This is a genomic window from Streptococcus sp. k-90 (assembly GCF_013277565.1).
Taxonomy (GTDB): Bacteria; Bacillota; Bacilli; order Lactobacillales; family Streptococcaceae; genus Streptococcus.
In genome coordinates this window covers 31857-58523 of record NZ_VMNE01000004.1, presented here as the reverse complement: position 1 = coordinate 58523, position 26667 = coordinate 31857, and the positions used below count along the sequence as shown (strand labels likewise).

General features: G+C 41.5%; 25 protein-coding genes and 1 other annotated feature. All 25 genes read left to right on the top strand.

Annotation, left to right across the window (positions count from 1 at the left end):
* Nucleotides 1-95: 95 nt before the first annotated feature.
* Complete coding sequence (locus HT734_RS01540; RefSeq protein ID WP_173278210.1) at nt 96-1259, top strand: class I SAM-dependent rRNA methyltransferase; 1164 nt, start codon at nt 96-98, stop codon at nt 1257-1259.
* Complete coding sequence (aroD, locus tag HT734_RS01535) at nt 1256-1933, top strand: type I 3-dehydroquinate dehydratase (protein ID WP_173278212.1); 678 nt, start codon at nt 1256-1258, stop codon at nt 1931-1933. The genes HT734_RS01540 and aroD overlap by 4 nt, the downstream gene beginning before the upstream one ends.
* A complete protein-coding gene (locus tag HT734_RS01530) occupies nt 1923-2777 on the top strand; it encodes a shikimate dehydrogenase (protein WP_173278214.1) in 855 nt (284 codons plus the stop codon). The genes aroD and HT734_RS01530 overlap by 11 nt, the downstream gene beginning before the upstream one ends.
* Before the next feature lie 18 nt (nt 2778-2795).
* Nucleotides 2796-3863 carry a 3-dehydroquinate synthase gene (gene aroB, locus HT734_RS01525; protein WP_173278216.1) on the top strand — a complete coding sequence of 356 codons (1068 nt, stop codon included), beginning with the start codon at nt 2796-2798 and terminating at the stop codon, nt 3861-3863.
* A gap of 9 nt (nt 3864-3872) precedes the next feature.
* Nucleotides 3873-5039: a chorismate synthase gene (aroC, locus tag HT734_RS01520; protein ID WP_173278218.1), complete on the top strand. Its 1167-nt coding sequence runs from the start codon at nt 3873-3875 to the stop codon at nt 5037-5039.
* 9 nt (nt 5040-5048) lie between these two features.
* Nucleotides 5049-6152 (top strand): prephenate dehydrogenase, encoded by a 1104-nt coding sequence (locus HT734_RS01515; protein WP_173278220.1) that lies wholly within the window; start codon nt 5049-5051, stop codon nt 6150-6152.
* Nucleotides 6153-6162: 10 nt separating this feature from the next.
* On the top strand, nt 6163-6501 hold the full coding sequence (locus tag HT734_RS01510) for a YlbF/YmcA family competence regulator (RefSeq protein ID WP_173278222.1): 339 nt from the start codon (nt 6163-6165) through the stop codon (nt 6499-6501).
* A 91-nt stretch (nt 6502-6592) separates the two neighbouring features.
* Nucleotides 6593-7876 carry a 3-phosphoshikimate 1-carboxyvinyltransferase gene (gene aroA / locus HT734_RS01505; RefSeq protein WP_173278224.1) on the top strand — a complete coding sequence of 428 codons (1284 nt, stop codon included), beginning with the start codon at nt 6593-6595 and terminating at the stop codon, nt 7874-7876.
* Complete coding sequence (locus HT734_RS01500; RefSeq protein WP_173278226.1) at nt 7869-8345, top strand: shikimate kinase; 477 nt, start codon at nt 7869-7871, stop codon at nt 8343-8345. Before aroA ends, HT734_RS01500 begins: the two co-directional genes overlap by 8 nt.
* Nucleotides 8342-9190: a prephenate dehydratase gene (pheA, locus tag HT734_RS01495; RefSeq protein WP_061759769.1), complete on the top strand. Its 849-nt coding sequence runs from the start codon at nt 8342-8344 to the stop codon at nt 9188-9190. Before HT734_RS01500 ends, pheA begins: the two co-directional genes overlap by 4 nt.
* Nucleotides 9187-10482: an LCP family protein gene (locus HT734_RS01490; protein WP_061759770.1), complete on the top strand. Its 1296-nt coding sequence runs from the start codon at nt 9187-9189 to the stop codon at nt 10480-10482. Before pheA ends, HT734_RS01490 begins: the two co-directional genes overlap by 4 nt.
* Nucleotides 10483-10607: 125 nt before the next feature.
* Nucleotides 10608-11453, top strand: coding sequence for a phosphorylcholine transferase LicD (locus HT734_RS01485; RefSeq protein ID WP_079114917.1), 846 nt, complete (start codon nt 10608-10610; stop codon nt 11451-11453).
* Complete coding sequence (locus tag HT734_RS01480) at nt 11443-12546, top strand: glycosyltransferase (RefSeq protein ID WP_079114918.1); 1104 nt, start codon at nt 11443-11445, stop codon at nt 12544-12546. Before HT734_RS01485 ends, HT734_RS01480 begins: the two co-directional genes overlap by 11 nt.
* Before the next feature lies 1 nt (nt 12547).
* The gene (locus HT734_RS01475; RefSeq protein ID WP_061759771.1) at nt 12548-13534 is read left to right on the top strand and encodes a glycosyltransferase family 2 protein; all 987 of its coding nucleotides are present in this window, start codon (nt 12548-12550) and stop codon (nt 13532-13534) included.
* Nucleotides 13535-13549: 15 nt separating this feature from the next.
* The gene (locus HT734_RS01470) at nt 13550-15019 is read left to right on the top strand and encodes an O-antigen polysaccharide polymerase Wzy family protein (RefSeq protein WP_061759772.1); all 1470 of its coding nucleotides are present in this window, start codon (nt 13550-13552) and stop codon (nt 15017-15019) included.
* Nucleotides 15012-16046 carry a hypothetical protein gene (locus tag HT734_RS01465; protein WP_061759773.1) on the top strand — a complete coding sequence of 345 codons (1035 nt, stop codon included), beginning with the start codon at nt 15012-15014 and terminating at the stop codon, nt 16044-16046. Before HT734_RS01470 ends, HT734_RS01465 begins: the two co-directional genes overlap by 8 nt.
* 179 nt (nt 16047-16225) lie before the next feature.
* On the top strand, nt 16226-16963 hold the full coding sequence (gene mecA / locus HT734_RS01460; protein ID WP_061759774.1) for an adaptor protein MecA: 738 nt from the start codon (nt 16226-16228) through the stop codon (nt 16961-16963).
* Nucleotides 16964-17115: 152 nt separating this feature from the next.
* Nucleotides 17116-18402 (top strand): homoserine dehydrogenase, encoded by a 1287-nt coding sequence (locus HT734_RS01455; RefSeq protein ID WP_061759775.1) that lies wholly within the window; start codon nt 17116-17118, stop codon nt 18400-18402.
* Between the two features lies 1 nt (nt 18403).
* Nucleotides 18404-19273 (top strand): homoserine kinase, encoded by an 870-nt coding sequence (thrB, locus tag HT734_RS01450; RefSeq protein WP_061759776.1) that lies wholly within the window; start codon nt 18404-18406, stop codon nt 19271-19273.
* Nucleotides 19274-19371: 98 nt separating this feature from the next.
* Nucleotides 19372-20310, top strand: a complete 939-nt coding sequence (gene msrB / locus HT734_RS01445) for a peptide-methionine (R)-S-oxide reductase MsrB (protein ID WP_173278227.1) — start codon at nt 19372-19374, stop codon at nt 20308-20310.
* A 55-nt stretch (nt 20311-20365) separates the two neighbouring features.
* Nucleotides 20366-22090: an ABC transporter ATP-binding protein gene (locus tag HT734_RS01440; protein ID WP_173278229.1), complete on the top strand. Its 1725-nt coding sequence runs from the start codon at nt 20366-20368 to the stop codon at nt 22088-22090.
* Nucleotide 22091: 1 nt separating this feature from the next.
* Nucleotides 22092-23840, top strand: a complete 1749-nt coding sequence (locus HT734_RS01435; RefSeq protein ID WP_173278231.1) for an ABC transporter ATP-binding protein — start codon at nt 22092-22094, stop codon at nt 23838-23840.
* 258 nt (nt 23841-24098) lie between these two features.
* Entirely contained in the window at nt 24099-25358 is a 1260-nt protein-coding gene (locus HT734_RS01430) for a TRZ/ATZ family protein (RefSeq protein ID WP_079114919.1), read from the top strand.
* A 74-nt stretch (nt 25359-25432) separates the two neighbouring features.
* Nucleotides 25433-25568: a sequence feature (ribosomal protein L10 leader region), on the top strand.
* 38 nt (nt 25569-25606) lie between these two features.
* On the top strand, nt 25607-26107 hold the full coding sequence (gene rplJ, locus HT734_RS01425; protein ID WP_001287278.1) for a 50S ribosomal protein L10: 501 nt from the start codon (nt 25607-25609) through the stop codon (nt 26105-26107).
* A gap of 74 nt (nt 26108-26181) precedes the next feature.
* On the top strand, nt 26182-26550 hold the full coding sequence (rplL, locus tag HT734_RS01420) for a 50S ribosomal protein L7/L12 (protein WP_001196965.1): 369 nt from the start codon (nt 26182-26184) through the stop codon (nt 26548-26550).
* Nucleotides 26551-26667 lie beyond the last annotated feature (117 nt).

Genomic DNA, 26667 nt, shown 5'->3' with positions numbered 1-26667 from the left:
GTTTTTATTAGTATAGCATTTTTTAAAACTAGAGTAAAAAAGCAAGGGTAGTTTCTTTTTTGAGAATTGTCATAAAATTTGCTATAATAGGGATTATGAATAAAATAAGAGTCAGTAAACGGGTTGAAAAAAAGCTTTCCAAGGGGCTTGTTTTACTAGAAGCTAGTGACCTTGCAGATGTCCATCTCAAGGATCAGGAAGTAGAAGTCTATAGTCAAGGAGGAAACTTTCTTGGGACTGCCTACCTTTCTCAGCAAAACAAGGGTTTGGGCTGGTTTGTGAGTACAGACAAGGTGGCCTTCAATCAAGCGTTCTTTGAAGCACTGTTTAGACAAGCTAAAGAAAAGAGAAGTGCCTACTATCAAGATGATTTGACAACTGCCTTTCGTCTCTTCAACCAAGAAGGAGATGGTTTTGGCGGCCTGACAGTGGACCTTTATGGCGACTATGCTGTATTTTCTTGGTATAACTCTTATGTTTATCAGATTCGCAAGGTTATTTCTGAAGCCTTTAGACAGGTTTTTCCTGAGGTTTTAGGAGCCTATGAGAAGATCCGTTTTAAGGGTTTGGACTATGAATCTGCCCATGTTTATGGTCAAGAAGCACCTGAATTTTTCACTGTTCTAGAAAATGGTGTCTTGTATCAAGTCTTTATGAATGATGGCTTGATGACAGGGATTTTTCTAGACCAGCATGAGGTTCGTGGTAGTCTGGTCGATGGTTTGGCTATGGGCAAATCCTTGCTCAATATGTTTTCCTACACAGCAGCATTTTCAGTAGCTGCAGCCATGGGAGGAGCTAGCCAGACAACTTCTGTTGACCTAGCCAAACGTTCACGAGAATTGTCTCAAGCGCATTTTCAGGTAAATGGAATCAGCACAGACGACCATCGTTTTATAGTCATGGATGTCTTTGAATATTTCAAATATGCCAAGCGAAAAGGTTTGACATACGATGTGATTGTCCTAGATCCGCCAAGCTTTGCTCGGAATAAAAAACAAACTTTCTCTGTGTCCAAGGATTATCACAAGTTGATTTCCCAGAGTCTTGAGATTTTAAATCCTGAAGGAATCATCATTGCCAGTACCAATGCTGCCAATGTTTCTCGCCAGAAATTTACAGATCAAATTGATAAAGGCTTTGCAGGAAGAAGTTACCAGATTTTAAATAAATACGGTCTTCCAGCAGATTTCGCCTATAATAAAAAAGATGAAAGTAGTAATTACCTCAAGGTGATTAGTATGAAGGTTAGTAAATGAAATTAATCGTTTCAGTAATGCCAAGAAGTTTAGAGGAGGCTCAGGCTCTGGATGCCACAAGGTATCAAGATGCTGATATTATTGAATGGCGTGCCGACTATCTGCCTAAAGAAGCGATTTTGCAGGTGGCTCCAGCTATTTTTGAAAAATTTGCAGGTCGTGAATTGGTTTTCACATTGCGAACTCGCTCTGAAGGGGGAGAAATCGACCTTTCTCCAGAAGAATATATCCATCTAATCAAGGAAGTGGCGCAACTCTATCAACCAGACTATATTGATTTTGAGTACTATACCTACAAGGATGTTTTTGAGGAAATGCTGGACTTCCCAAATCTCGTTTTGAGTTACCACAATTTCCAAGAAACACCTGAAAATATGATGGAAATCTTGTCAGAGTTGACGAGCCTAAATCCAAAACTTGTCAAGGTTGCAGTGATGGCTCACACGGAGCAGGATGTCTTAGACTTGATGAACTATACACGAGGCTTTAAAACTCTCAATCCTGAGCAGGAGTATGTAACTATTTCTATGGGCAAGGTGGGCAAGGTCTCTCGTATCACTGCGGATGTGACAGGTTCTAGCTGGTCCTTTGCTAGTCTAGATGAGGCCAGTGCCCCAGGTCAGATTTCCCTAGCTAACATGAAAAAAATTCGGGAGATTTTGGATGAAGCTTGATGGCTATACACGTTTAGCTGCTGTTGTTGCCAATCCTATTAAGCATTCTATTTCCCCCTTCATCCACAACAGCGCCTTTGAGGCGACAACTACCAACGGTGCTTATGTAGCTTGGGAGATTGAAGCGGGTGATTTGGCAGAAACAGTGGCCAATATTCGTCGCTACCAGATGTTTGGTATCAACCTTTCTATGCCCTATAAGGAGCAGGTGATTCCATATTTGGATGAACTGAGTGACGAAGCGCGCTTGATTGGTGCGGTCAATACGGTTGTCAATGAGAATGGCAATTTAATTGGATATAATACAGATGGCAAGGGATTTTTTAAGAGCTTGCCTTCTTTTACAATTACAGGTAAGAAGATGACCCTGCTGGGTGCAGGTGGTGCGGCCAAGTCCATTTTGGCACAAGCTATTTTGGACGGCGGCAGTCAGATTTCGGTCTTTGTTCGTTCAGTTTCCATGGAAAAAACAAGACCTTATCTAGACAAGTTACAGGAGCAAACAGGCTTTAAAGTGGACTTGTATGCTTTAGAAGATGTTTCTGAACTGCAAGAAAGGATTGCCGAGTCGGATTTACTGGTCAATGCTACCAGTGTGGGCATGGATGGTCAATCATCCCCAGTTCCTGAAAGCATCAATTTGCCAGAAACTATCTTGGTGGCAGATATTATTTACCAACCCTTTGAAACACCATTTTTAAAATGGGCTAGGAGGCAGGGCAATACAGCTGTCAATGGTCTGGGTATGTTGCTCTATCAAGCTGCAGAAGCTTTTCAACTGTGGACAGGCAAGGAAATGCCGACAGAAGAAATTTGGCAGTCTTTAACAGAAAAATACCAATAAAGAAAAGGAGACTCTCCTATGAAAATCAGAATCGATATTCCTCATCATCCTTATGATATTCAGATTGAAAAAGGTTGTCTGGCTCAGGCTGGCCAATGGTTGCGAGAACTATGGCAACCACAAAAAGTGGTCATTGTAACAGACAATCATGTAGCCTCTCTCTATGCAGAGAAGGTCAAACTCAGCATAGAAGATGCTGGTTTTCAGGTAGCAGTTTTTGACTTTTTAGAAGGGGAAGAACGGAAAAATCTGACCACTGTTCAGAAAGTCTATGAATTTTTAGTTAAGAAAGGTCTGACTCGTAGTGATGGAATCGTGGCTCTCGGAGGTGGTGTCGTTGGAGACCTGGCTGGTTTTGTAGCCTCTACCTATATGCGGGGCATTCATTTTGTTCAGATTCCGACCAGCTTGACTGCCCAGGTGGATTCTTCTATCGGCGGAAAGACAGGTGTCAACACTCCATTTGCTAAAAATATGGTGGGGACCTTTGCCCAACCAGACGGGGTTCTGATTGACCCGCTTGTCCTTGAAACGCTCGGAAAGAGAGAGTTGATTGAAGGAATGGGTGAAGTTATCAAGTATGGCTTGATTGAGGATCCAGAACTGTGGGCTCTTTTGACGGAGCTGGATGGTTCTGTAGAGAGCATTCTGGAACATGCGGAGACTTTGATTGAACATTCTTGTCAGGCCAAGCGCAAGATGGTAGTTGAGGATGAGCTGGATAACGGTGTTCGACTTTACCTCAATTTTGGGCACACTATTGGCCATGCCATAGAAGCAACGGCAGGTTATGGAACAGTCATGCATGGAGAAGCCGTAGCCATGGGTATGGTGCAGATTTCCAAGGTTGCTGAGGAGAAAGGCCTCATGCCAGAAGGAATAACCCAGTCTATTACAGAGATGTGTCAGAAATTTGGACTACCTGTTGACTATGAAAACTGGGATGTTGACAAGCTTTATCAGGCTTTGACTCATGATAAGAAAGCGCGTGGCAACACCTTGAAATTGGTCTTGGTACCAGAGCTTGGTTCAGCGACTATTCACCCAGTTTCTCTGGAAGAGATGAAAGACTACTTGGTAAAATAAGGAGAGTGTATGAGATATTTAACTGCAGGAGAATCACACGGTCCCCGTCTGACGGCTATTATTGAGGGAATTCCAGCAGGACTTCCTTTGACAGCAGAGGACATCAATGAGGATTTGAAACGTCGTCAGGGTGGATACGGCCGCGGTGGTCGTATGAAGATTGAGAGCGACCAAGTTATCTTTACTTCGGGTGTTCGCCATGGGGAGACTACTGGGGCTCCCATTACCATGGATGTCATCAATAAGGACCACCAAAAATGGCTGGATATCATGTCTGCGGAGGACATTGAAGACCGCCTCAAAAGTAAACGAAAAATTACCCATCCACGTCCTGGTCACGCTGACTTGGTTGGGGGCATCAAGTACCGTTTTGATGATTTGCGTAATTCCTTGGAGCGTTCATCAGCTCGTGAAACCACCATGCGGGTGGCAGTTGGCGCAGTAGCCAAACGCCTCTTGGCTGAGCTGGATATGGAGATTGCCAACCATGTCGTAGTCTTTGGTGGCAAGGAAATCGATGTTCCTGAGAATCTCACAGTTGCTGAGATTAAGGAAAGAGCTGCCCAGTCTGAAGTTTCTATTGTTAACCAAGAAAGAGAACAGGAAATAAAGGATTATATTGACCAAATCAAACGTGACGGTGATACCATCGGTGGGGTTGTGGAGACAGTCGTCGGAGGTGTCCCAGTTGGCCTTGGTTCCTATGTCCAATGGGACAGAAAATTGGATGCGCGATTGGCTCAAGCAGTTGTTTCTATCAATGCTTTTAAAGGTGTGGAATTTGGCCTTGGATTTGAAGCTGGTTACCGTAAAGGTAGCCAAGTTATGGATGAAATTCTCTGGTCTAAAGAAGACGGCTATACTCGCCGTACCAATAATCTTGGCGGCTTTGAAGGAGGTATGACCAATGGGCAACCCATTGTTGTTCGTGGAGTTATGAAACCCATTCCTACTCTCTACAAACCACTCATGAGTGTAGATATCGAAACCCATGAACCCTACAAGGCAACTGTGGAGAGAAGTGATCCGACTGCTCTTCCAGCAGCAGGTGTAGTTATGGAAGCTGTTGTGGCAACGGTTCTGGCACAAGAAATCCTTGAAAAATTCTCATCAGACAATCTAGAGGAATTAAAAGAAGCGGTAGCCCAACACCGAGACTATACAAAGAACTATTAAGGAGTTCCTATGGCAAAAACAGTCTATATCGCAGGTCTTGGTTTGATTGGTGCCTCGATGGCACTCGGTATCAAACGCGATCATCCAGATTATGAAATTTTAGGCTATAATCGCAGTCAAGCTTCGAGAGATATCGCCTTGAAAGAAGGCATGATTGACCGTGCAACGGATGATTTTGCCAGTTTTGCTCCTCTGGCGGATATTATTATTCTTAGCTTACCAATCAAGCAAACCATTGCTTTCATTAAGGAGTTGGCCAACTTGGATTTGAAAGAAGGTGTCATTATTTCAGATGCTGGTTCGACTAAGTCAGCCATTGTGGATGCGGCGGAGCAGTATTTAGCTGGCAAGCCTGTTCGTTTTGTCGGGGCCCATCCCATGGCTGGTAGTCACAAGACAGGAGCTGCTTCTGCGGATGTCAATCTTTTTGAAAATGCCTATTATATCTTCACACCTTCAAGCCTGACAAGTCAGGACACTCTTGAGGAAATGAAGAATCTGCTTTCAGGTCTTCATGCTCGTTTTATCGAGATTGATGCCAAGGAGCATGATCGAGTGACTTCTCAGATTAGCCATTTTCCTCATATTCTGGCTTCTAGTCTCATGGAACAGACCGCGGTTTATGCTCAAGAACATGAGATGGCAAGGCGCTTTGCGGCAGGTGGTTTTCGAGATATGACTCGGATTGCGGAAAGCGAGCCAGGGATGTGGACCTCCATTCTCTTGTCCAATCGTGAAACAATTTTAGATAGAATTGAGGATTTCAAGGAGCGTTTGGACGAGATTGGACAAGCTATCAGTAAGGGAGATGAGGAGCAAATCTGGAACTTTTTCAACCAAGCGCGTGAGCAACGTCAGGCTATGGAAATCCATAAGCGTGGTGGCGTGGATAGCTCTTATGACCTCTATGTCGATGTTCCCGATGAAGAAGATGTCATCCTGAGGATTTTGGAACTGCTACGTGGAACTTCCTTGGTCAATATTCATATCAACGAGGAAAACCGTGAAGATATTCACGGGATTTTACAAATTTCATTTAAAAATGCTCAAGACTTGGAACGAGCCGAGCACCTCATAACAGAAAATACCGACTACACAGTCGTTATCAAATAAGGAGAAAATTATGTCAAATATTTACGATAGTGCAAATGAACTCAGTCGCGGTCTACGCGAATTACCAGAATACAAGGCTGTCAAAACAGCTAAAGATGAGATTTCAGCAGATGCTGAGGCGAGCAAAATCTTTACGGAATATGTTGCTTTCCAAGAGGAAATTCAAAGATTAGCGCAGACAGGTCAAATGCCAGACGCTTCCTTCCAAGCTAAGATGGAAAACTTTGGCAAGCAGATTCAGGGAAATAACCTATTGTCAGAATTCTTTACCAAGCAACAACAATTGGCAATTTACCTTTCTGACATTGAAAAAATTGTTTTCGAACCAATTTCAGAATTGCTAAAATAAGAAAATAACAATTCTAAAGTCAGGAATTTTTAAGGAATTTCTGGCTTTTTATGATAAAATAAGTAAAAGTATTGCAAGTATGAGGTCCAGTATGAAACTAAAAACAAACATTAGCCACTTACACGGCAGTATACGAGTTCCAGGTGACAAATCTATCAGTCACCGTTCCATTATCTTTGGAAGCTTGGCTGAGGGTGAGACCAAGGTCTATGATATATTACGTGGCGAAGACGTCCTTTCGACCATGCAAGTCTTTCGTGATCTTGGTGTTGAAATTGAGGATAAAGATGGGGTTATTACCATTCAAGGTGTAGGCATGGATGGCTTAAAAGCGCCACAAAATGCCCTTGATATGGGAAATTCTGGCACCTCGATTCGCCTGATTTCAGGTGTCCTTGCCGGTGCAGACTTTGAAGTTGAAATGTTCGGAGATGATAGTCTCTCCAAACGTCCTATGGATCGTGTGACTATTCCGTTGAAAAAAATGGGAGTCAGCATTTCAGGGCAAACTGAGCGAGACTTGCCTCCCCTTCACTTAAAAGGAACGAAAAACCTAACCCCTATTCAGTATGAGTTGCCAATTGCCTCAGCCCAAGTCAAGTCAGCCTTGATGTTTGCAGCCTTACAAGCTAAGGGGAAGTCAGTTATTATCGAAAAAGAGTGCACGCGTAATCATACTGAAGATATGTTGCAACAATTTGGTGGTCATTTAAGTGTGGAGGGCAAGAAAATCACAGTCCAAGGACCGCAAAAATTGACAGGACAAAAGGTGGTTATTCCAGGAGATATTTCCAGTGCAGCCTTTTGGCTGGTCGCCGGTTTGATTGTTCCAAATTCTCGTCTAGTGCTGCAGAATGTGGGTATTAATGAAACACGAACAGGTATCATTGATGTCATTCGTGCTATGGGTGGAAAATTGGAAATAACTGAAATTGATTCAGTCGCTAAATCTGCAACCTTGACTGTTGAGTCTTCTGACTTGAAAGGAACAGAGATTGGCGGTGCTTTGATTCCACGTTTGATTGATGAATTGCCCATTATTGCCCTGCTGGCGACCCAAGCCCAAGGTGTCACAGTTATCAAGGATGCTGAGGAACTCAAGGTCAAGGAAACAGACCGTATTCAGGTTGTGGCAGACGCTTTAAATAGCATGGGTGCGGATATCACCCCTACAGCAGATGGAATGATTATCAAAGGAAAATCAGCCCTTCACGGTGCTAGAGTCAATACTTTTGGAGACCATCGTATCGGCATGATGATGGCTATCGCGGCCCTCTTGGTTGCAGATGGAGAGGTGGATCTTGATCGTGCTGAAGCTATCAATACCAGCTATCCAAGCTTCTTTGATGATTTGGAGAGCTTGATTCATGGCTAAGATATTACTAGGATTTATGGGGGCTGGCAAATCGACTATTGCAAGAGGCTTGGACCCAGATTATCTCGATATGGATGCTCTGATAGAGAAACGCCTAGGCATGTCCATTGCGGAATTTTTCTCTGAAAAGGGGGAAGCGGCCTTTCGTCAGGTAGAATCAGAAGTCCTAGCTGATTTACTACAAACAGACCAAGTCGTGTCAACTGGTGGAGGAGTAGTCGTTTCTCAGAAAAATCGCGACTTACTCAAAACCAATTCTGATAATATTTACTTAAAAGCCGATTTTGAAACCCTCTACCAACGCATATCAGCTGATAAGGACAATCAGCGCCCGCTTTTTCTAAATAATAGCAAAGAAGAACTAGCAGCTATTTTTCAAGAACGACAGGCTTGGTATGAGGAAGTGGCTAGTCGGATTTTGGATGTGACCAAGCTAAGTCCAGAGGAAATTATAGAGGAACTGAGATGAAAATTGCTTATCTAGGTCCCAAGGGATCATTTTCACACCACGTTGTGCAGACAGCTTTTTCTCATGAGGAATTGCAGGCCTTTGCCAATATTACAGATGTCATCAAGGCCTATGAGCAAGGCTTGGTGGACTATTCTGTGGTGCCAGTTGAAAATTCTATCGAGGGTAGTGTTCATGAAACCTTGGACTACCTTTTTCATCAGGTTCACATTCAAGCAGTGGCAGAAATCGTTCAGCCTATTCATCAGCAGTTGATGGTGGTTCCAGGTCATACTAAGATTGAAAAGATTTTTTCACATCCACAGGCCTTGGCGCAAGGAAAGAAATTTATCGATGAACAGTATCCAGATGCTCAAATCGAGGTGACTGCTAGTACAGCCTATGCGGCCCGCTTTATTTCCGAACATCCAGACCAGCCCTTTGCAGCAATTGCACCTAGAAGTTCTGCTGAAGAATATGGCTTAGAACTGATTGCCGAGGATATTCAGGAAATGGAAGCCAATTTCACACGTTTCTGGGTTTTAGGAGCTGAAAAGCCTAGTATTCCCTTGCAAGCACAAACTGAGAAAATGAGTTTGGCCTTGACCTTACCTGACAACCTTCCAGGTGCACTTTATAAGGCCCTGTCGACCTTTGCTTGGCGAGGAATTGACTTAACAAAAATTGAAAGTCGTCCACTCAAGACAGCACTGGGCGAATACTTTTTCATTATCGATGTGGACTATGCTGATAAGGATCTGGTCCGCTTTGCCCAAAAAGAATTAGAAGCGATTGGAATCCAGTATAAGGTTTTGGGTACCTATCCTATTTATCTAATATCAGACCATGGAAAGGAGAGAAGATGAGTAAAGAAAATCCCTTAAGTCACCACGAGCAGTTACGCTATGACTATCTACTTAAGAATATTCACTATCTCAATGAGCGAGAAAAAGAAGAGTTTGCTTACTTGCAAGATAAATTGAATGGGGAAAGTAGTGACGCCACCTCAGAAAGTCAAGAATTGACCGAGGATTATAGAAAGACACGTGCTAACACTTCGATCCCTTCTTATGATAGTCGTAGTCGCTCTGAGAGATACCAGAAAATCAATTCTCTTCCAATGAAAAAAACTAAAAAGTGTAAGCTACGGTGGGGGCGTATTTTCGCAGGCTTACTGGCTATCTTAGCTTGTGTAGCGCTTGGCATGATTTTTATGTTCCTAAAAGGCTATTCAAATGCTGATTCAACCAAAACTGCCAATGCTAAGGCCGCTCAAGTAGAAGTCTTTAATGGTCAGGATACCAGAGATGGAGTTAATATTTTGATTATGGGGACGGATGGGCGAATCGGTCAAAATAGTGCTGAGACGCGTACTGACTCTATTATGGTATTAAATGTCGGAGGTTCAGATAAGAAAATCAAGCTAGTCAGTTTTATGCGCGATAATTTGGTCTATATAGACGGTTACAGTCAAGTGATTAACAGTAGGAAACAGACGGATAACAAGTTAAATGTAGCCTATGAACTAGGGGAACAAGAAGGACAAAAAGGGGCCGAAATGGTTCGTCAAGTCTTGAAAGATAATTTTGACTTGGACATTAAGTACTATGCCTTGGTTGATTTTCAAGCCTTTGCAACAGCGATTGATACGCTGTTCCCAGATGGAGTGATGATTGATGCCAAATTCTCAACCTTGGAAGGTCAACCGTTAACTGAAGCTACGGTGGGAGATGACTTACATGCTACGGAAACAGAGTCTCCGACCCAGACTATTAAAGTCGGGAAACAGCAGATGAATGGTTCGACCTTGCTTAATTATGCTCGTTTCCGTGATGATGATGAAGGCGATTATGGTCGTACCAAGAGACAGCAGCAAGTGCTGACAGCAGTTCTTCAGCAAATCAAAGATCCAACCAAGCTCTTTACAGGCTCAGAGGCACTTGGCAAGGTCTTCGGAATGACCTCAACGAATGTTCCTTATAGTTTCTTATTGACCAATGGTTTATCCTTCCTAAATGGAGCACAAAACGGCATTGAGAGATTAACAGTTCCAGAACTGGGTGATTGGGTAGATGCCTACGATGTTTATGGAGGCTTGGGCTTGCTTGTCGATCAAAATAAATATCAGAATAAATTGTCTCAGATGGGTTTGAGATAAGATAAGACAGAAGAATCAAAGTTTGATAGCTATTTGGATAGTAGTCAGGCTTTGATTTTTTACAGTCTGCAATAGATTTTCAGTCCTAATTTGTGGTATAATGAAACGATACGATAGAAAGAATAATGAACAATATGACTGATTTAAAAGCAATTCAGGCTCGTAGTCTGGAGATGGCTGAATATTTTGTGGCTTTTTGTAAAGAACATGATTTGCTTTGCTATCTTTGTGGTGGAGGTGCTATTGGTGCCCTTCGAAACAAGGGGTTCATTCCTTGGGACGATGACCTAGACTTTTTTATGCCCCGTAAGGACTATGAAAAATTGGCAGAATTATGGCCTCTTTATGCAGATGAACGTTATTTCTTGTCAAAGAGTAACACGGATTTTGTCGACCGCAATCTTTTTATTACCATTCGTGACAAGGAAACGACCTGTATCAAACCTTATCAGCAGGATTTGGATTTGCCACATGGTTTGGCTTTGGATGTCTTGCCTTTGGATTATTATCCGAAAAATCCAGCTGAGCGGAAGAAACAGGTTCGCTGGGCCCTGATTTATTCACTTTTTTGTGCCCAAACTATTCCAGAAAAGCATGGGGCTCTCATGAAATGGGGAAGCCGTATTTTACTGGGCGTGACGCCCAAATCTCTCCGTTATCGCATTTGGAAAAAAGCTGAGAAAGAAATGACCAAATATGGTCTAGCTGAGAGCGATGGCATCACAGAATTATGCTCAGGTCCTGGCTACATGAGAAATAAGTATCTAATCGCATCTTTTGAAGACAATCTTTTCTTGCCATTTGAAGGGACAGAGATGCCTATTCCAGTCGGTTATGATGCCTATCTCAGTACTGCTTTTGGAGATTATATGACGCCACCACCAGCAAATAAGCAAGTACCGCATCATGATGCTGTCATCGCTGATATGGATAAGTCTTATACAGAATACAAGGGAGAATATGGTGGCTAAGAAAAAAATCTTATTTTTTATGTGGTCTTTTTCTCTTGGAGGTGGCGCAGAGAAGATTCTGTCTACCATTGTTTCAAATCTGGATCCAGAAAAGTATGATATTGATATTCTTGAAATGGAGCACTTTGACAAGGGATACGAATCTGTTCCCCAGCATGTACGAATGTTAAAATCCCTTCAGGATTATCGCCAAGCCAGATGGATTCGAGCTTTTTTGTGGAGAATGAGAATTTATTTTCCAAGGCTGACTCGTCGCTTGCTTGTAAAAGATGACTATGATGTTGAAGTTTCTTTTACCATTATGAATCCACCACTGTTGTTTTCTAAAAGAAAAGAAGTCAAGAAAATCTCTTGGATTCATGGAAGTATCGAAGAATTTCTTAAGGATAGCTCAAAAAGGAAATCACATAGACGCCAGTTGGATGCCGCGGATACTATTGTAGGGATTTCAAAAAAGACCAGTCATTCTATCAAGGAAGTCTATCCAGATTATGCTTCGAAATTACAGACGGTCTACAATGGATATGATTTTAAGACTATTCTAGAAAAATCTCAAGAGAAGATAGATATCGAGATTGCACCTCAAAGTATCTGTACTATCGGACGGATTGAGGAAAATAAGGGTTCTGACCGTGTAGTGGAAGTGATACGATTATTACACCAAGAGGGAAAAAACTATCATCTCTACTTCATAGGTGCTGGTGATATGGAAGAGGAACTGAAAAAACGAGTTAAAGAGTATGAGCTTGAGGACTATGTACATTTCCTTGGTTATCAAAAAAATCCTTATCAGTATTTGTCTCAGATGAAGGTCCTCTTGTCTATGTCTAAACAAGAAGGTTTTCCTGGGGTGTATGTGGAGGCCTTGAGCCTTGGAATCCCTTTTGTCTCTACGGATGTCGGAGGGGCTGAGGAATTATCCCAAGAAGGACGATTTGGACAAATCATTGAGAGCAATCAAGAGGCAGCTCAGGCAATTACGAACTATATGACTTCTGCCTCAAACTTTGATGTCGATGAGGCTAGTCAATTCATTCAACAATTTACAATTGCCAAACAAATCGAACAAGTAGAAAAACTATTAGAGGAGTAGCATGGAAACTGCATTAATTAGTGTCATTGTGCCAGTCTATAATGTGGCGCAGTACCTAGAAAAATCGATAGCTTCCATTCAGAAGCAGACCTATCAAAATCTGGAAATTATTCTTGTTGATGATGGTGCAACAGATGAAAGTGGTCGCTTGTGTGATTCAATCGCTGAACAAGATGACAGGGTGTCAGTGCTTCATAAAAAGAATGAAGGTTTGTCGCAAGCACGAAATGATGGAATGAAGCAGGCTCACGGGGACTATCTGATTTTTATTGACTCAGATGATTATATCCATCCAGAAATGATTCAGAGTTTATATGAGCAAATAATTCAAGAAGATGCGGATGTTTCGAGTTGTGGTGTTATGAATGTCTATGCTAATGATGAAAGCCCACAGTCAGCTAATCAGGATGATTATTTTGTCTGTGATTCTCAAACATTTCTAAAGGAATACCTCATAGGTGAAAAAATACCTGGAACGATCTGCAATAAGCTAATCAAGAGAGAGATTGCAACTGCCCTATCCTTTCCTAAGGGATTGATTTACGAAGATGCTTATTATCATTTTGATTTAATCAAGTTGGCTAAGAAGTACGTTGTTAATACCAAACCCTATTATTACTATTTCCATAGAGGTGATAGCATTACGACCAAACCGTATGCAGAGAAGGATTTAGCCTATATTGATATCTATCAAAAGTTTTACAATGAAGTTGTGAAAAACTATCCTGACTTGAAAGAGGTTGCGTTCTTCAGATTGGCCTATGCTCATTTCTTTATTCTGGATAAAATGTTACTAGATGATCAGTATAAACAGTTTGAAGCCTATTCTCAGATTCATCGATTTTTAAAAGGCCATGCCTTTGCTATTGCTAGGAATCCAATTTTTCGTAAGGGAAGAAGAATTAGTGCTTTGGCTCTATTCATAAACATTTCCTTATACCGATTCTTATTACTGAAAAATATTGAAAAATCAAAAAAATTACATTAGAACGGGGGTGAGCAAGTGATTGATGGAAAACGATTATTATTTAGTTTGACCATAGTCAGCTATGCCTTGACGCTAGTAAGTGGAATTGTGTATCTGTTTAATAATAATAATGTTAGCTTGCTTTCTACTTTATTGTTCTTACTGGTTAGTAGCTTAATTGCCTGCTGGAATGATATCAAGTATTACTTAATCCATTTTATTTTCTATTTAACTATTTTTGTATTTCTGGTATCAAGACCGACCATTGATTATTTTAGGGATGGCGCTCTGGATACCTATCATCCGATAGCCTATCGCTTTGCCTTTATAGTCGTCATGGTTTCGATTCTGGGCTTGACCACAGGAGGCGTACTGGCTCGTTACTTCATAGCTAGGAAGAACATAAAAGTACCAAAGATAGGAAATTCTATAAAAGAGATTTATATCAAGCGGTTACGCTTTGTATCACTAGGAGTTTTTCTTCTCACCTATCCTTTCTATTTCATTCGGTTATTCGAACGGCTCCTGTATCGCTTGCAGACTTCCTACTATGCCTACTATGCAAATTTTGAAAGTAAACTGCCTTATTTTACCTACATTTTGTCTACCTTTACGGTCTACGCAATGTGTATGTATCTGGCAACCAAGCCAAAGAAATGGCAGGCCACAGCAGTGCTTGTCTCCTTTATTGCAGCCAATACTATTCATTTGGCAATTGGGACACGAAATCCCTTTATTTTAAGTATTTTATTTGCTTTTGTTTATTACTTCATGCGGGAGCAAACTGAAAAGGGAAAATGGATTGGGTTTAAAGAAAAGTTAGCGATTTTTGTAGGTTCTCCTATTCTCATGTTAGCGATGGGAGTGCTCAATTATGTACGGGATAATGTCCAGGTTTCCCATACAGGTTTCTGGGATATTCTGCTTGACTTTATCTATAAACAAGGAACCAGTTTTGGCGTTCTGGCTCGAGGTTTTCTATTTAACAGTAGCCTCCCTTACCGAGATTTCCGTAATTTTACTTTTGGTCCTGTCCTTGATTATTTTGCAAGGGGAAGCTTGGGGGCTATTTTCGGAGGAAAAGCCTTTGAACATACAACCAATAGTGTGGAGCTAGCTATTGATAGTAATAGTTATGCCCACAATTTGTCCTATCTTGTTTTGAATAAGGAATATTTAAAAGGACATGGTATCGGAAGTAGCTATATTATGGAGTTGTATACCGACTATGGTATGATAGGAGTCTTTCTGCTTAGTCTCTTACTCGGTATGCTATTTATAGCCATGCTGCAAGTAGCCTATCGTTCAAGAACAATCTTATTTGCCTTGTCCTTACTCATCTTGAATAATCTATTCTTTATGCCAAGAAGTAGCTTTTCAGAAAGTTTCTTCAATCTATTTACAATGCAATTCTGGGGAATTGTTCTTGTGATGATATTTGTAGCAAAAATGCTTACAAAAGAGAACCAGTATCTACTCAACAAAGGAGAAAAAAATCATGTTTGAACATTATTCAGTAGCTGATTTGTTTGCAAATCTTTACAAAAAACGAAAAGCAAATATTTTAGCTCTCATAGCTTTATTTGCTCTTATTGCTGTACCATTTACAATTAAAGCTGTTAAGAATAAAAATACTGTCAAAGACACAACAAGTTATTCAACTTATCTTAGCTATAAAATCACTCCTCCAGAAGATTCAGCCAAAACGATTTTGAATCATCAAATTGGTGGTTATAGTGATTTTTATGGGAAATTGATTGATGGGAATTTGAATGGAGCTTATCTTTTCAATGATGTAGAGCCCAGTGAGTTGAAAAAAATGGCCAGTGAATTGGATACGACAGAAACAACCTTGAAAAATTCAACGAATGACTATTGGTGGAAAAAATTGACCGTCTACTATATGATTGACGATGCAGGGGTCGGTGTGAAAATTTTGACACCAAGCAAGGATGTCAATGACTTGTTAGAGAGAAAATTTGATGGATTGATTGAGAAATTTAAACACACTTATGCAAATGTGAAAATTGAAAAATTGGAAACCATCAACTCTAAAGAATTGAATGCAAATGGTGAGACAGCGCTTGGATTGAATGTGAAGAATTTGATTCTCCGTTTAGCTGTTATTGGAGTAGTCTGTGTGATTTTGGTTGTGATGGGAAATGTATTGGTTTATCTCTTTAACCCAACAATCAATAGAGCAGGTGATTTTTCTCAATATCAAATTGATTTTGTAACAGAGATCACAACAATTGCCAACCTAGCAGATGTCTTGTCATACAAAAATGCTGGACAAGAATTAACAATCGTTAGCTCAAACAAAGCTATCCTAGATAAATTGAAACAAAATCAAGAGTCTTTAAAAGGAATGCATTTTGTCGATTTACAAGATGTACCATCGCTTTTAGAAAGAGATACAGTCCTTCTTGTTGAAGAGTATGGAGTGACTCGTTATAAGAAATTTGAGCAAAGTCTTCAAATTCTTCGAAACTTAAATCGTTCTATCCTCGGTGTAGCAACCTTTAAATTATAAGCATTCGAATGCATTAGGTCTTCAAAGTCGGACAAGAGCCGATTTTGAAGGCTTTTTCTTTTAAAGTCTTCTACAGAAATAACCCTAGGAAAAATCGAGCCTGATAGAGGAGCCTTCTTTTGATAAAATCGTAAAAATCTAGTATAATAGATAGAACTGAAAGTATGAGGTTACTAGCAATGAAAATGAAACAAATTAGTGATACAACTTTGAAAATCACGATGTCTTTAGAGGATTTGATGGATCGTGGCATGGAGATTGCTGACTTTCTCGTTCCTCAAGAAAAAACAGAAGAGTTCTTTTATGCTATCTTGGATGAGTTAGAGATGCCTGATAGCTTTCTGGATACAGGCATGTTGAGCTTCCGTGTGACTCCAAAACCTGATAAGGTCGATGTCTTTGTAACCAAATCAAAGATTGACCAAAATCTAGATTTTGAAGATTTATCGGATTTACCAGATATGGAAGAATTGGCTCAAATGTCGCCAGATGAATTTATCAAAACCTTGGAAAAAAGCATCGCAGACAAAACTAAGGATGATATCGAAGCGATTCAATCTCTTGAGCAAGTTGAAGCCAAGGAAGAAGAGCAGGAGCAGGCTGAACAAGAAGTTGAAAGTAAGAAAGAGCCTTATATCTACTACATCCTTTCTTTTTCTAAGTTAGCTGATTTGGTGGCTTTTGCCAAGACAGTGACTTTTGAGATGGAAACTTCTGAACTCTACAAGATGAATGAGCGCTATTATTTGACCATTTTAGTGGATATTGAAAATCATCCAAGTCCATATCCAGCTTGGCTGTTGGCTCGTATGCGCGAGTTTGCGGAAGATAGTGATATCAGTCGTTCAGTCTTACAAGAGTATGGCCAAGTCTTGATGAATCATGATGCAGTGATCAATCTGCAAAAGATTGGATAATCATTTCTGGAAAATTATTTCTAAATTTTAGGAAGAGCGAATCGTTTGATTCGTTTTTTTCTTTTCTAGACTGAAATAGTGATTTACTATAATAGGAATTTTCACAAAATTCTGTTATAATGGCTATATTAGAAAATTTCGAGGAGACAAACATGACAGTTAAAATTGCTTTACTAGGATTTGGTACCGTTGCAAGTGGTGTGCCCTTCCTCCTAAAGGAAAATGGAGAAAAAATCAATCAATCAGCGCATTCAGATATTGAAGTTGCCAAGGTATTGGTCAAGGATGAAGATGAAAAGAATCGCTTGCTTGCAGCAGGGAATGACTTTAACTTTGTAACCAATGTGGATGATATTTTATCAGACAAAGACATTACGATTGTAGTGGAATTGATGGGGCGTATCGAACCTGCTAAAACCTTTATCACTCGTGCCTTGGAAGCTGGGAAGCACGTTGTTACTGCTAACAAGGACCTTTTGGCTGTCCATGGTGCAGAATTGTTAGAAATCGCTAAAGCTAACAAGGTAGCACTTTACTATGAAGCAGCAGTAGCTGGTGGGATTCCAATTCTTCGTATTTTAGCAAATTCCTTGGCTTCTGATAAAATCACTCGTGTCCTTGGCGTGGTCAACGGAACTTCTAACTTCATGATGACCAAGATGGTCGAAGAAGGATGGTCTTACGATGATGCTCTTGCGGAAGCACAAAGACTAGGTTTTGCAGAAAGCGACCCTACAAATGATGTAGATGGAATTGATGCAGCCTACAAGATGGTGATTTTGAGCCAATTTGCCTTTGGCATGAAGGTTGCTTTTGATGATGTAGCCCACAAGGGAATCCGCAACATCACACCAGAAGATGTAGCTGTAGCCCAAGAACTTGGCTATGTAGTGAAATTGGTTGGTTCTATTGAGGAAACTCCTTCAGGAATTGCTGCAGAAGTAACTCCGACCTTCCTTCCTAAAGCACACCCACTTGCTAGTGTGAATGGAGTGATGAACGCTGTCTTTGTAGAATCTATCGGTATTGGTGAGTCTATGTACTACGGACCAGGTGCTGGTCAAAAACCAACTGCAACAAGTGTGGTGGCGGATATTGTCCGTATCGTTCGTCGCTTGAATGATGGTACCATTGGTAAAGACTTCAACGAATACAGCCGTGACTTGGTCTTGGCAAATCCTGAGGATGTTAAAGCAAACTACTACTTCTCAATCTTGGCACCAGACTCAAAAGGTCAGGTCTTGAAGTTGGCTGAAATCTTTAATGCTCAAGATATTTCCTTCAAGCAAATCCTCCAAGATGGCAAAGAGGGTGACAAGGCGCGTGTCGTTATCATTACACACAAGATTAATAAATCTCAACTTGAAAATGTCGCAGCTGAATTGAAGAAGGTTTCAGAATTCGACCTCTTGAATACCTTCAAGGTGCTAGGAGAATAAGATGAAGATTATTGTACCTGCAACCAGTGCCAATATCGGGCCAGGTTTTGACTCGGTCGGTGTAGCTGTAACCAAGTATCTTCAAATCGAGGTCTGCGAAGAACGAGATGAGTGGTTGATTGAACACCAGATTGGCAAATGGATTCCACATGACGAGCGTAATCTCTTGCTCAAAATCGCTTTGCAAATTGTGCCAGACTTGAAACCAAGACGTTTGAAAATGACCAGTGATGTTCCATTGGCGCGTGGTTTGGGTTCTTCTAGTTCGGTTATCGTTGCTGGGATTGAACTAGCCAACCAATTGGGTAAGCTCAACTTGTCTGACCATGAAAAATTGCAGTTAGCGACCAAGATTGAAGGACATCCTGACAATGTAGCTCCGGCCATTTATGGTAATCTCGTTATTGCAAGCTCTGTTGATGGGGAAGTTTCAGCTATTGTAGCAGACTTCCCAGAATGTGATTTTCTAGCCTACATTCCTAACTATGAATTGCGTACTCGAGACAGCCGTGGTGTCTTACCTAAAAAATTGTCTTACAAAGAAGCTGTTGCAGCTAGTTCTATCGCCAATGTGGCGGTTGCGGCCTTGTTGGCAGGAGATATGGTGACAGCTGGGCAAGCAATCGAGGGAGACCTCTTTCACGAGCGCTATCGTCAGGACTTGGTGAGAGAATTTGCGACGATTAAGCAAGTGGCAAAAGAAAATGGTGCCTATGCAACCTACCTCTCTGGTGCTGGGCCGACAGTTATGGTCTTGGCTTCTCATGACAAGATGCCAAGGATTAAGGAAGAATTGGAAAAGCAACCTTTCAAAGGAAAACTGCATGACTTGAAAGTTGATACCCAAGGTGTTCGTGTCGAAGCAAAATAAAGAATAGATAATAGGATGGGGAAACTCTCGACCGGAGGGCTTCCTATCCTTTTTTTGAAAAGAAGCCTAATTAAAAACTTGATAAAGGAGAAATAAAGATGGCAGAAATTTATCTAGCAGGTGGTTGTTTTTGGGGCCTAGAGGAATATTTTTCACGCATTTCTGGAGTGCTAGCAACCAGTGTCGGCTACGCTAATGGACAAGTCGAAACGACCAATTACCAACTACTCAAGGAAACAGACCATGCAGAAACGGTTCAAGTGATTTACGATGAGAAGGCAGTCTCACTCAGAGAAATTCTGCTCTATTATTTCCGAGTCATCGACCCCCTGTCTGTTAACCAGCAGGGAAATGATCGTGGTCGCCAATATCGAACTGGGATTTATTATCAAGATGAAGCAGATTCACCAGCTATATACACTGTGGTACAGGAGCAGAAGCGCATGCTGGGGCGAAAGATTGCAGTAGAGGTGGAGAAACTTCGCCACTACATTCTGGCTGAAGATTACCACCAAGACTATCTTAAGAAAAATCCTTCAGGTTACTGTCATATCGATGTGACAGATGCTGAGAAGCCATTGATTGATGCAGCAAACTATGAAAAGCCTAGTCAAGAGGTGTTAAAGGAAAGTTTATCAGAAGAATCCTATCGTGTTACCCAAGAAGCTGCTACAGAGGCTCCATTTAGTAATGCCTATGATCAAACCTTTGAAGAAGGGATTTATATAGATATCACGACGGGTGAGCCACTCTTTTTCGCCAAGGATAAGTTTGCCTCAGGATGTGGTTGGCCAAGTTTTAGCCGTCCGATTTCCAAGGAATTGATTCATTATTACAAGGACATGAGCCATGGAATGGAGAGAATCGAAGTTCGTTCTCGGTCAGGAAATGCTCACTTGGGTCATGTTTTCACAGATGGACCTCAGGAGTTAGGTGGACTTCGTTACTGTATCAATTCTGCTTCCTTACGCTTTGTGGCCAAGGATAAGATGGAAGAGGAAGGATATGGCTATCTATTGCCTTACTTAAACAAATAAAATTGAGAGGGTGGGTGCTTCCCACTTTCTTCATTTTAGAAAATAGAAGGGATTTATGAAACACTTATTATCTTACTTCAAACCCTACATCAAAGAATCGATTTTAGCACCCTTGTTCAAGCTACTAGAAGCTGTGTTTGAGCTTCTGGTTCCAATGGTGATTGCTGGGATTGTTGACCAATCTTTACCTCAGGGAGATCAAGGACATCTCTGGATGCAGATTGGCATACTCTTTATCTTTGCAGTGATTGGCGTTGTAGTGGCCTTGGTAGCTCAGTTTTACTCAGCTAAGGCTGCGGTTGGATTTGCCAAAGGACTGACAGATGACCTTTATCGACATATTCTTTCCTTGCCTAAGGATAGCAGGGATCGTTTGACAACTTCTAGTTTGGTGACTCGCTTGACTTCGGACACTTACCAGATTCAGACTGGTATCAATCAATTCCTGCGTCTCTTTTTACGAGCGCCTATTATCGTTTTTGGTGCCATTTTTATGGCCTACCGCATCTCAGCTGAACTGACTCTCTGGTTCTTGGTCATGGTTGCCATTTTGACCATTGTAATCGTAGGGCTCTCTAGAATGGTTAATCCTCTCTACAGTGCTCTCAGAAAGAAAACGGATCAACTGGTTCAAGAAACTCGCCAGCAATTACAAGGGATGCGGGTTATTCGTGCTTTTGGACAAGAAAAACGAGAGTTACAGATTTTTCAAACCCTTAACCAAGTCTATGCCAAATTGCAAGAAAAAACAGGTTTCTGGTCTAGTTTATTAACACCTCTGACCTATCTGATTGTTAATGGAACCCTCCTTGTTATCATCTGGCAAGGCTATATTTCTATTCAAGGAGGATTGCTCAGTCAAGGGGCCCTCATTGCCCTCATCAACTATCTCTTACAGATTTTGGTGGAATTGGTCAAGCTCGCCATGCTGATAAATTCCCTCAACCAGTCCTACATCTCAGCTAAGCGAATCGAGGAAGTCTTTACTGAGGCTTCAGAAGATATCCATTCAGAATTAGAACAAAAGCAAACTACTAGTAATCAGGTTTTACAAGTCCAAGAACTGACCTTTACCTATCCTGATGCGGCTCAGCCTTCTCTGAGAGACATTTCCTTCGATATACAGCAAGGGCAAATCCTTGGTATCATTGGGGGAACGGGTTCTGGTAAATCAAGCTTGGTGCAAGTCTTACTTGGTCTATATCCAGCAGATAAGGGAAGCATTAACCTTTATCGAGATGGACGTAGTCCTCTTAATTTGGAGCAGTGGAGGTCTTGGATTGCCTATGTGCCTCAAAAAGTCGAGCTCTTTAAAGGAACCATTCGTTCCAACTTGACTTTGGGTTTCAATCACGAAGTAACTGACCAAGAACTCTGGCAGGCCTTGGAGATTGCGCAAGCTAAGGATTTTGTCAGTGAAAAGGAAGGACTTTTGGATGCCCTAGTTGAAGCAGGAGGTCGAAATTTTTCAGGTGGACAAAAACAAAGGCTGTCTATCGCACGAGCAGTCTTGCGACAAGCACCATTTCTCATCCTAGATGATGCGACCTCGGCCCTCGACACTATTACCGAGTCTAGGCTCTTGAAAGCTATCCGAGGGAACTTACCAAATACAAGCTTAATCTTGATTTCTCAACGAACCTCGACTTTGCAGATGGCTGACCAGATTCTCCTCTTGGAAAAAGGTGAGCTCTTAGCTATCGGTAAGCACGAGGACTTGATGAAGTCCGCTCAAGTCTATCGTGAAATCAATGCATCCCAACATGGAAAGGAGGACTAGAATGAGACGACAAACTGCAAACCAGACGCTCAAACGTTTGGCCAAGGATTTAGCAAGCCATCCCTTCCTCCTTTTCTTAGCCTTTCTAGGAACTATTGCTCAAGTTGGCTTATCAATCTACCTACCTATTCTGATTGGGCAGGTCATTGACCAGGTCCTAGTGGCCGATTCATCATCAGTTTTTTGGCAAATTTTCATCCAGATGATCTTGGTAGTCATAGGAAATACTCTGTTACAATGGACCAATCCTCTCCTCTATAATCGCCTAATCTTCTCTTATACTAAAGATTTGCGAGAGCGAATCATCCATAAGCTCCATCGATTACCGATTGCTTTCGTGGACCGGCAAGGCAGTGGGGAGATGGTCAGTCGGGTGACCACAGACATAGAACAGTTGGCAGCTGGCTTGACCATGATTTTTAACCAATTTTTCATTGGCGTCTTGATGATTTTGGTTAGTATTCTAGCCATGCTTCAAATCCATCTCCTCATGACCCTCTTAGTCTTGCTGTTGACGCCACTGTCCATGGTAATCTCACGCTTTATTGCTAAGAGATCCTATCATCTCTTCCAAAAACAAACAGAGACAAGGGGAATTCAGACTCAGTTGATTGAAGAATCGTTGAGTCAACAGACCATTATCCAGTCTTTTAATGCTCAAACAGAGTTTATTCAAATGTTGCGTGAGGCTAATGACAACTACGCAGGCTATTCGCAGTCAGCCATCTTTTATTCTTCAACAGTCAATCCTTCAACTCGTTTCGTCAATGCACTCATTTATGCCCTTCTAGCTGGGGTAGGAGCTTATCGTATCATGATGGGTTCCACTTTGACCATTGGACGTTTGGTGACTTTTTTGAACTATGTCCAACAGTACACCAAACCCTTTAACGATATTTCTTCAGTTTTGGCCGAGTTGCAAAGTGCCTTGGCATGTGCAGAGCGTGTCTATGCTGTCTTAGAAAGTCCTGAGGTGGCTGAAACAGGTAAGGAAGTCTTGACCAGTGACCAGGTTAAGGGAGCTGTTTCCTTTAAACACGTCTCTTTTGGCTACAATCCTGAAAAGATTTTGATTAAGGATTTATCTATTGATATTCCAGCCGGTAGTAAGGTAGCTATTGTTGGTCCGACAGGTGCCGGAAAATCAACCCTTATAAATCTCCTCATGCGTTTTTATCCCATTAATTCCGGAGATATCTTGCTGGATGGGAAATCTATTTATGATTATAGTCGTGCCTCTTTACGCCAGCAGTTTGGAATGGTGCTTCAAGAAACCTGGCTCAAGCAAGGGACCATTCATGACAATATTGCCTTTGGAAATCCTGATGCCAGTAGGGAGCAGGTGATTGCTGCAGCCAAAGCAGCCAATGCCGATTTTTTCATCCAACAGTTGCCGCAGGGTTATGATACCAAGCTTGAAAATGCTGGAGAATCTCTTTCTGTTGGTCAAGCACAGCTCTTGACTATTGCTCGAGTCTTTCTGGCTATTCCCAAGATTCTTATCTTAGACGAGGCAACTTCGTCTATCGATACCCGTACAGAAGTACTGGTTCAGGATGCCTTTGCCAAACTCATGAAGGGGCGCACAAGCTTTGTCATCGCCCACCGTTTGTCAACCATTCAGGATGCGGATTTGATCCTTGTCTTGGTTGATGGTGACATCGTTGAGTATGGCAACCATCATGATCTCATGGCTCGAAAGGGCAAGTATTACCAAATGCAGCAAGCTGCAGCTTTTAGCTCTGAATAATCCTTTCTACTTCGAACCCTTACAGACAAAAAAAGTTGCCTTCGGGTAACTTTTTTGTTACAATAGCTAGAAAAATTATCCACTGTAATATTCAATGAAAATCAAAGAGCAAACTAGGAAGCTAGCCCTAGCTTGCTCAAAGCACTACTTTGAAGTTGTAGATAAGACTGACGAAGTCGATACCCATATATCTATGCCAAGGTGAAGCTGACGTGGTTTGAAGAGAGTATAAATTGTCTTTTAGAAAAGGAACCTAGTATGAAAGTCTTTCAGCATGTAAATATCGTGACTTGTGACCAAGATTTCCATGTCTATCTAGATGGAATCTTAGCCGTTAAGGGTTCTCAAATCGTCTATGTTGGTCAAGAGAAGTCAGAGATTTTAGATCAAGCTGAGCAGATTATAGACTATCAGGGAGCTTGGATCATGCCTGGATTGGTCAATTGCCACACCCATTCTGCTATGACAGGCTTGAGAGGGATTCGAGATGATAGCAATCTCCATGAATGGCTCAAAGACTATATTTGGCCAGCAGAAGCTGAGTTTACTCCCGACATGACTACCAAGGCGGTCAAAGAAGCTCTGACAGAGATGCTCCAGTCAGGAACAACAACATTTAACGATATGTATAATCCCAATGGTGTGGATATTGAGCAGATTTATCAGGCAGTGAAAGATTCCAAGATGCATTGTTATTTTTCTCCTACCCTTTTTTCTTCTGAGGCGGAGACAACTGCTGAGACTATTGCTAGAACACGAGCTATCATCGAGGAAATCTTAGGATATGAAAATCCAAATTTCAAGGTTATGGTAGCCCCACATTCTCCTTACAGCTGTAGTAGAGACTTGCTGGAAGAAAGTTTGGATATGGCAAAAGAGTTGAATATTCCTATCCATATCCATGTTGCGGAGACTAAGGAGGAATCAGGAATTATCCTGAAACGATACGGCAAACGCCCCCTCGCCTTTCTAGAAGAACTGGGTTACTTAGATAATCCGTCTGTCTTTGCTCACGGGGTCGAATTAAACGAGCGAGAAATTGAACGTTTGGCAACCTCTCAAGTGGCTATCGCCCACAATCCTATCAGTAACCTCAAACTGGCCTCGGGAATTGCTCCAATTATCCAGCTCCAAAAAGCGGGAGTAGTAGTCGGAATTGCGACTGACTCGGTTGCTTCCAATAACAATCTAGATATGTTTGAGGAAGGACGGACAGCAGCACTACTACAGAAAATGAAGAGCGGAGATGCCAGTCAATTTCCTATAGAAACAGCTCTCAAGGCGCTGACAATCGAAGGGGCTAAGGTTCTTGGAATGGAAGAACAGATTGGAAGTCTGGAAGTTGGCAAGCAAGCAGATTTTCTTGTTATTCAACCACAAGGGAAAATCCATCTCCAACCTCAAGAAAATATGCTCTCTCACCTGGTTTATGCAGTCAAATCCAGTGATGTAGATGATGTTTATATCGCCGGAGAACAGGTTGTGAAGCAAGGCCAAGTCTTGACAGCAGAACTTTAAAAGAAAAACCAAAAAAAGTTTAAAAAAAGTTTGCAAAAATCTTGCATTCTTTTTTTGACTATGCTATACTTATATACGGTTTGAAAAAACTGCCTAAGACAGTAGGGGAGCTCGACTCATAAGTATCCTACCGAGGACAAAACGTATCATGTAAAAAGAAGCGTATTGTACTTTCGTGTCTAGGTTTGGGCGCGTTTTTCTTTTGGAAAAATTCCCCAAGCAAAATAATAACGGAGGTGAACACACTAATGAGTGAAGCAATTATTGCTAAAAAAGCGGAACTAGTTGACGTAGTAGCTGAAAAAATGAAAGCTGCTGCATCTATCGTCGTTGTAGACGCTCGTGGTTTGACAGTTGAGCAAGATACAGTTCTTCGTCGTGAGCTTCGTGGAAGCGAAGTTGAGTATAAAGTTATTAAAAACTCAATCTTGCGTCGTGCAGCTGAAAAAGCTGGTCTTGAAGATCTTGCATCTGTATTCGTTGGACCATCTGCAGTAGCATTTTCTAACGAAGATGTTATCGCACCAGCGAAAATCTTGAACGACTTTTCTAAAAACGCTGAAGCACTTGAAATCAAAGGTGGTGCAATCGAAGGCGCTGTCGCATCTAAAGAAGAGATTCTTGCACTTGCAACTCTTCCAAACCGCGAAGGACTTCTTTCTATGCTCCTTTCTGTACTTCAAGCGCCAGTGCGCAACGTTGCTCTTGCAGTCAAAGCGGTTGCAGAAAGCAAAGAAGACGCAGCTTAGTCTTAAGCTACGCAGCGTAGCCTAGCTACGAAAAAACTATTATAAAAATTAAAACTTATTTGGAGGAAATAACAATGGCATTGAACATTGAAAACATTATTGCTGAAATTAAAGAAGCTTCAATCCTTGAATTGAACGACCTTGTAAAAGCTATCGAAGAAGAATTTGGTGTAACTGCAGCTGCTCCTGTAGCTGTTGCTGCAGCTGGTGCTGCTGACGCTGGTGCTGCTAAAGATTCATTCGACGTTGAATTGACATCTGCAGGTGATAAAAAAGTTGGCGTTATCAAAGTTGTACGTGAAATCACAGGTCTTGGACTTAAAGAAGCTAAAGAACTTGTTGACGGTGCACCAGCACTTGTTAAAGAAGGCGTTGCAACTGCAGAAGCTGAAGAAATCAAAGCTAAATTGGAAGAAGCTGGAGCTTCAGTTACTCTTAAATAATAGAGCGACTACATTAGTAGCTTAAAAACATGATTAAACCGCTATTCTTAGGATTAGCGGTTTTTATTTTTGTTCTAGAAGGGGCAAAAAAGAAGGTTTTAGGGACTTCTTTCCTAT

Excerpts from the sequence above, each read along its gene's own strand:
- aroD (WP_173278212.1), top strand. The coding sequence starts at position 1,256 with ATGAAATTAATCGTTTCAGTAATGCCAAGAAGTTTAGAGGAGGCTCAG.
- aroA (WP_173278224.1), top strand. The coding sequence starts at position 6,593 with ATGAAACTAAAAACAAACATTAGCCACTTACACGGCAGTATACGAGTT.
- aroB (WP_173278216.1), top strand. The coding sequence starts at position 2,796 with ATGAAAATCAGAATCGATATTCCTCATCATCCTTATGATATTCAGATT.
- msrB (WP_173278227.1), top strand. The coding sequence starts at position 19,372 with ATGGCAGAAATTTATCTAGCAGGTGGTTGTTTTTGGGGCCTAGAGGAA.
- aroC (WP_173278218.1), top strand. The coding sequence starts at position 3,873 with ATGAGATATTTAACTGCAGGAGAATCACACGGTCCCCGTCTGACGGCT.
- thrB (WP_061759776.1), top strand. The coding sequence starts at position 18,404 with ATGAAGATTATTGTACCTGCAACCAGTGCCAATATCGGGCCAGGTTTT.
- HT734_RS01430 (WP_079114919.1), top strand. The coding sequence starts at position 24,099 with ATGAAAGTCTTTCAGCATGTAAATATCGTGACTTGTGACCAAGATTTC.
- HT734_RS01485 (WP_079114917.1), top strand. The coding sequence starts at position 10,608 with ATGAACAATATGACTGATTTAAAAGCAATTCAGGCTCGTAGTCTGGAG.
- HT734_RS01440 (WP_173278229.1), top strand. The coding sequence starts at position 20,366 with ATGAAACACTTATTATCTTACTTCAAACCCTACATCAAAGAATCGATT.
- mecA (WP_061759774.1), top strand. The coding sequence starts at position 16,226 with ATGAAAATGAAACAAATTAGTGATACAACTTTGAAAATCACGATGTCT.
- rplJ (WP_001287278.1), top strand. The coding sequence starts at position 25,607 with ATGAGTGAAGCAATTATTGCTAAAAAAGCGGAACTAGTTGACGTAGTA.
- HT734_RS01540 (WP_173278210.1), top strand. The coding sequence starts at position 96 with ATGAATAAAATAAGAGTCAGTAAACGGGTTGAAAAAAAGCTTTCCAAG.
- HT734_RS01500 (WP_173278226.1), top strand. The coding sequence starts at position 7,869 with ATGGCTAAGATATTACTAGGATTTATGGGGGCTGGCAAATCGACTATT.
- HT734_RS01490 (WP_061759770.1), top strand. The coding sequence starts at position 9,187 with ATGAGTAAAGAAAATCCCTTAAGTCACCACGAGCAGTTACGCTATGAC.
- HT734_RS01465 (WP_061759773.1), top strand. The coding sequence starts at position 15,012 with ATGTTTGAACATTATTCAGTAGCTGATTTGTTTGCAAATCTTTACAAA.
- HT734_RS01475 (WP_061759771.1), top strand. The coding sequence starts at position 12,548 with ATGGAAACTGCATTAATTAGTGTCATTGTGCCAGTCTATAATGTGGCG.
- pheA (WP_061759769.1), top strand. The coding sequence starts at position 8,342 with ATGAAAATTGCTTATCTAGGTCCCAAGGGATCATTTTCACACCACGTT.
- HT734_RS01530 (WP_173278214.1), top strand. The coding sequence starts at position 1,923 with ATGAAGCTTGATGGCTATACACGTTTAGCTGCTGTTGTTGCCAATCCT.
- rplL (WP_001196965.1), top strand. The coding sequence starts at position 26,182 with ATGGCATTGAACATTGAAAACATTATTGCTGAAATTAAAGAAGCTTCA.
- HT734_RS01435 (WP_173278231.1), top strand. The coding sequence starts at position 22,092 with ATGAGACGACAAACTGCAAACCAGACGCTCAAACGTTTGGCCAAGGAT.
- HT734_RS01455 (WP_061759775.1), top strand. The coding sequence starts at position 17,116 with ATGACAGTTAAAATTGCTTTACTAGGATTTGGTACCGTTGCAAGTGGT.
- HT734_RS01515 (WP_173278220.1), top strand. The coding sequence starts at position 5,049 with ATGGCAAAAACAGTCTATATCGCAGGTCTTGGTTTGATTGGTGCCTCG.
- HT734_RS01510 (WP_173278222.1), top strand. The coding sequence starts at position 6,163 with ATGTCAAATATTTACGATAGTGCAAATGAACTCAGTCGCGGTCTACGC.
- HT734_RS01480 (WP_079114918.1), top strand. The coding sequence starts at position 11,443 with ATGGTGGCTAAGAAAAAAATCTTATTTTTTATGTGGTCTTTTTCTCTT.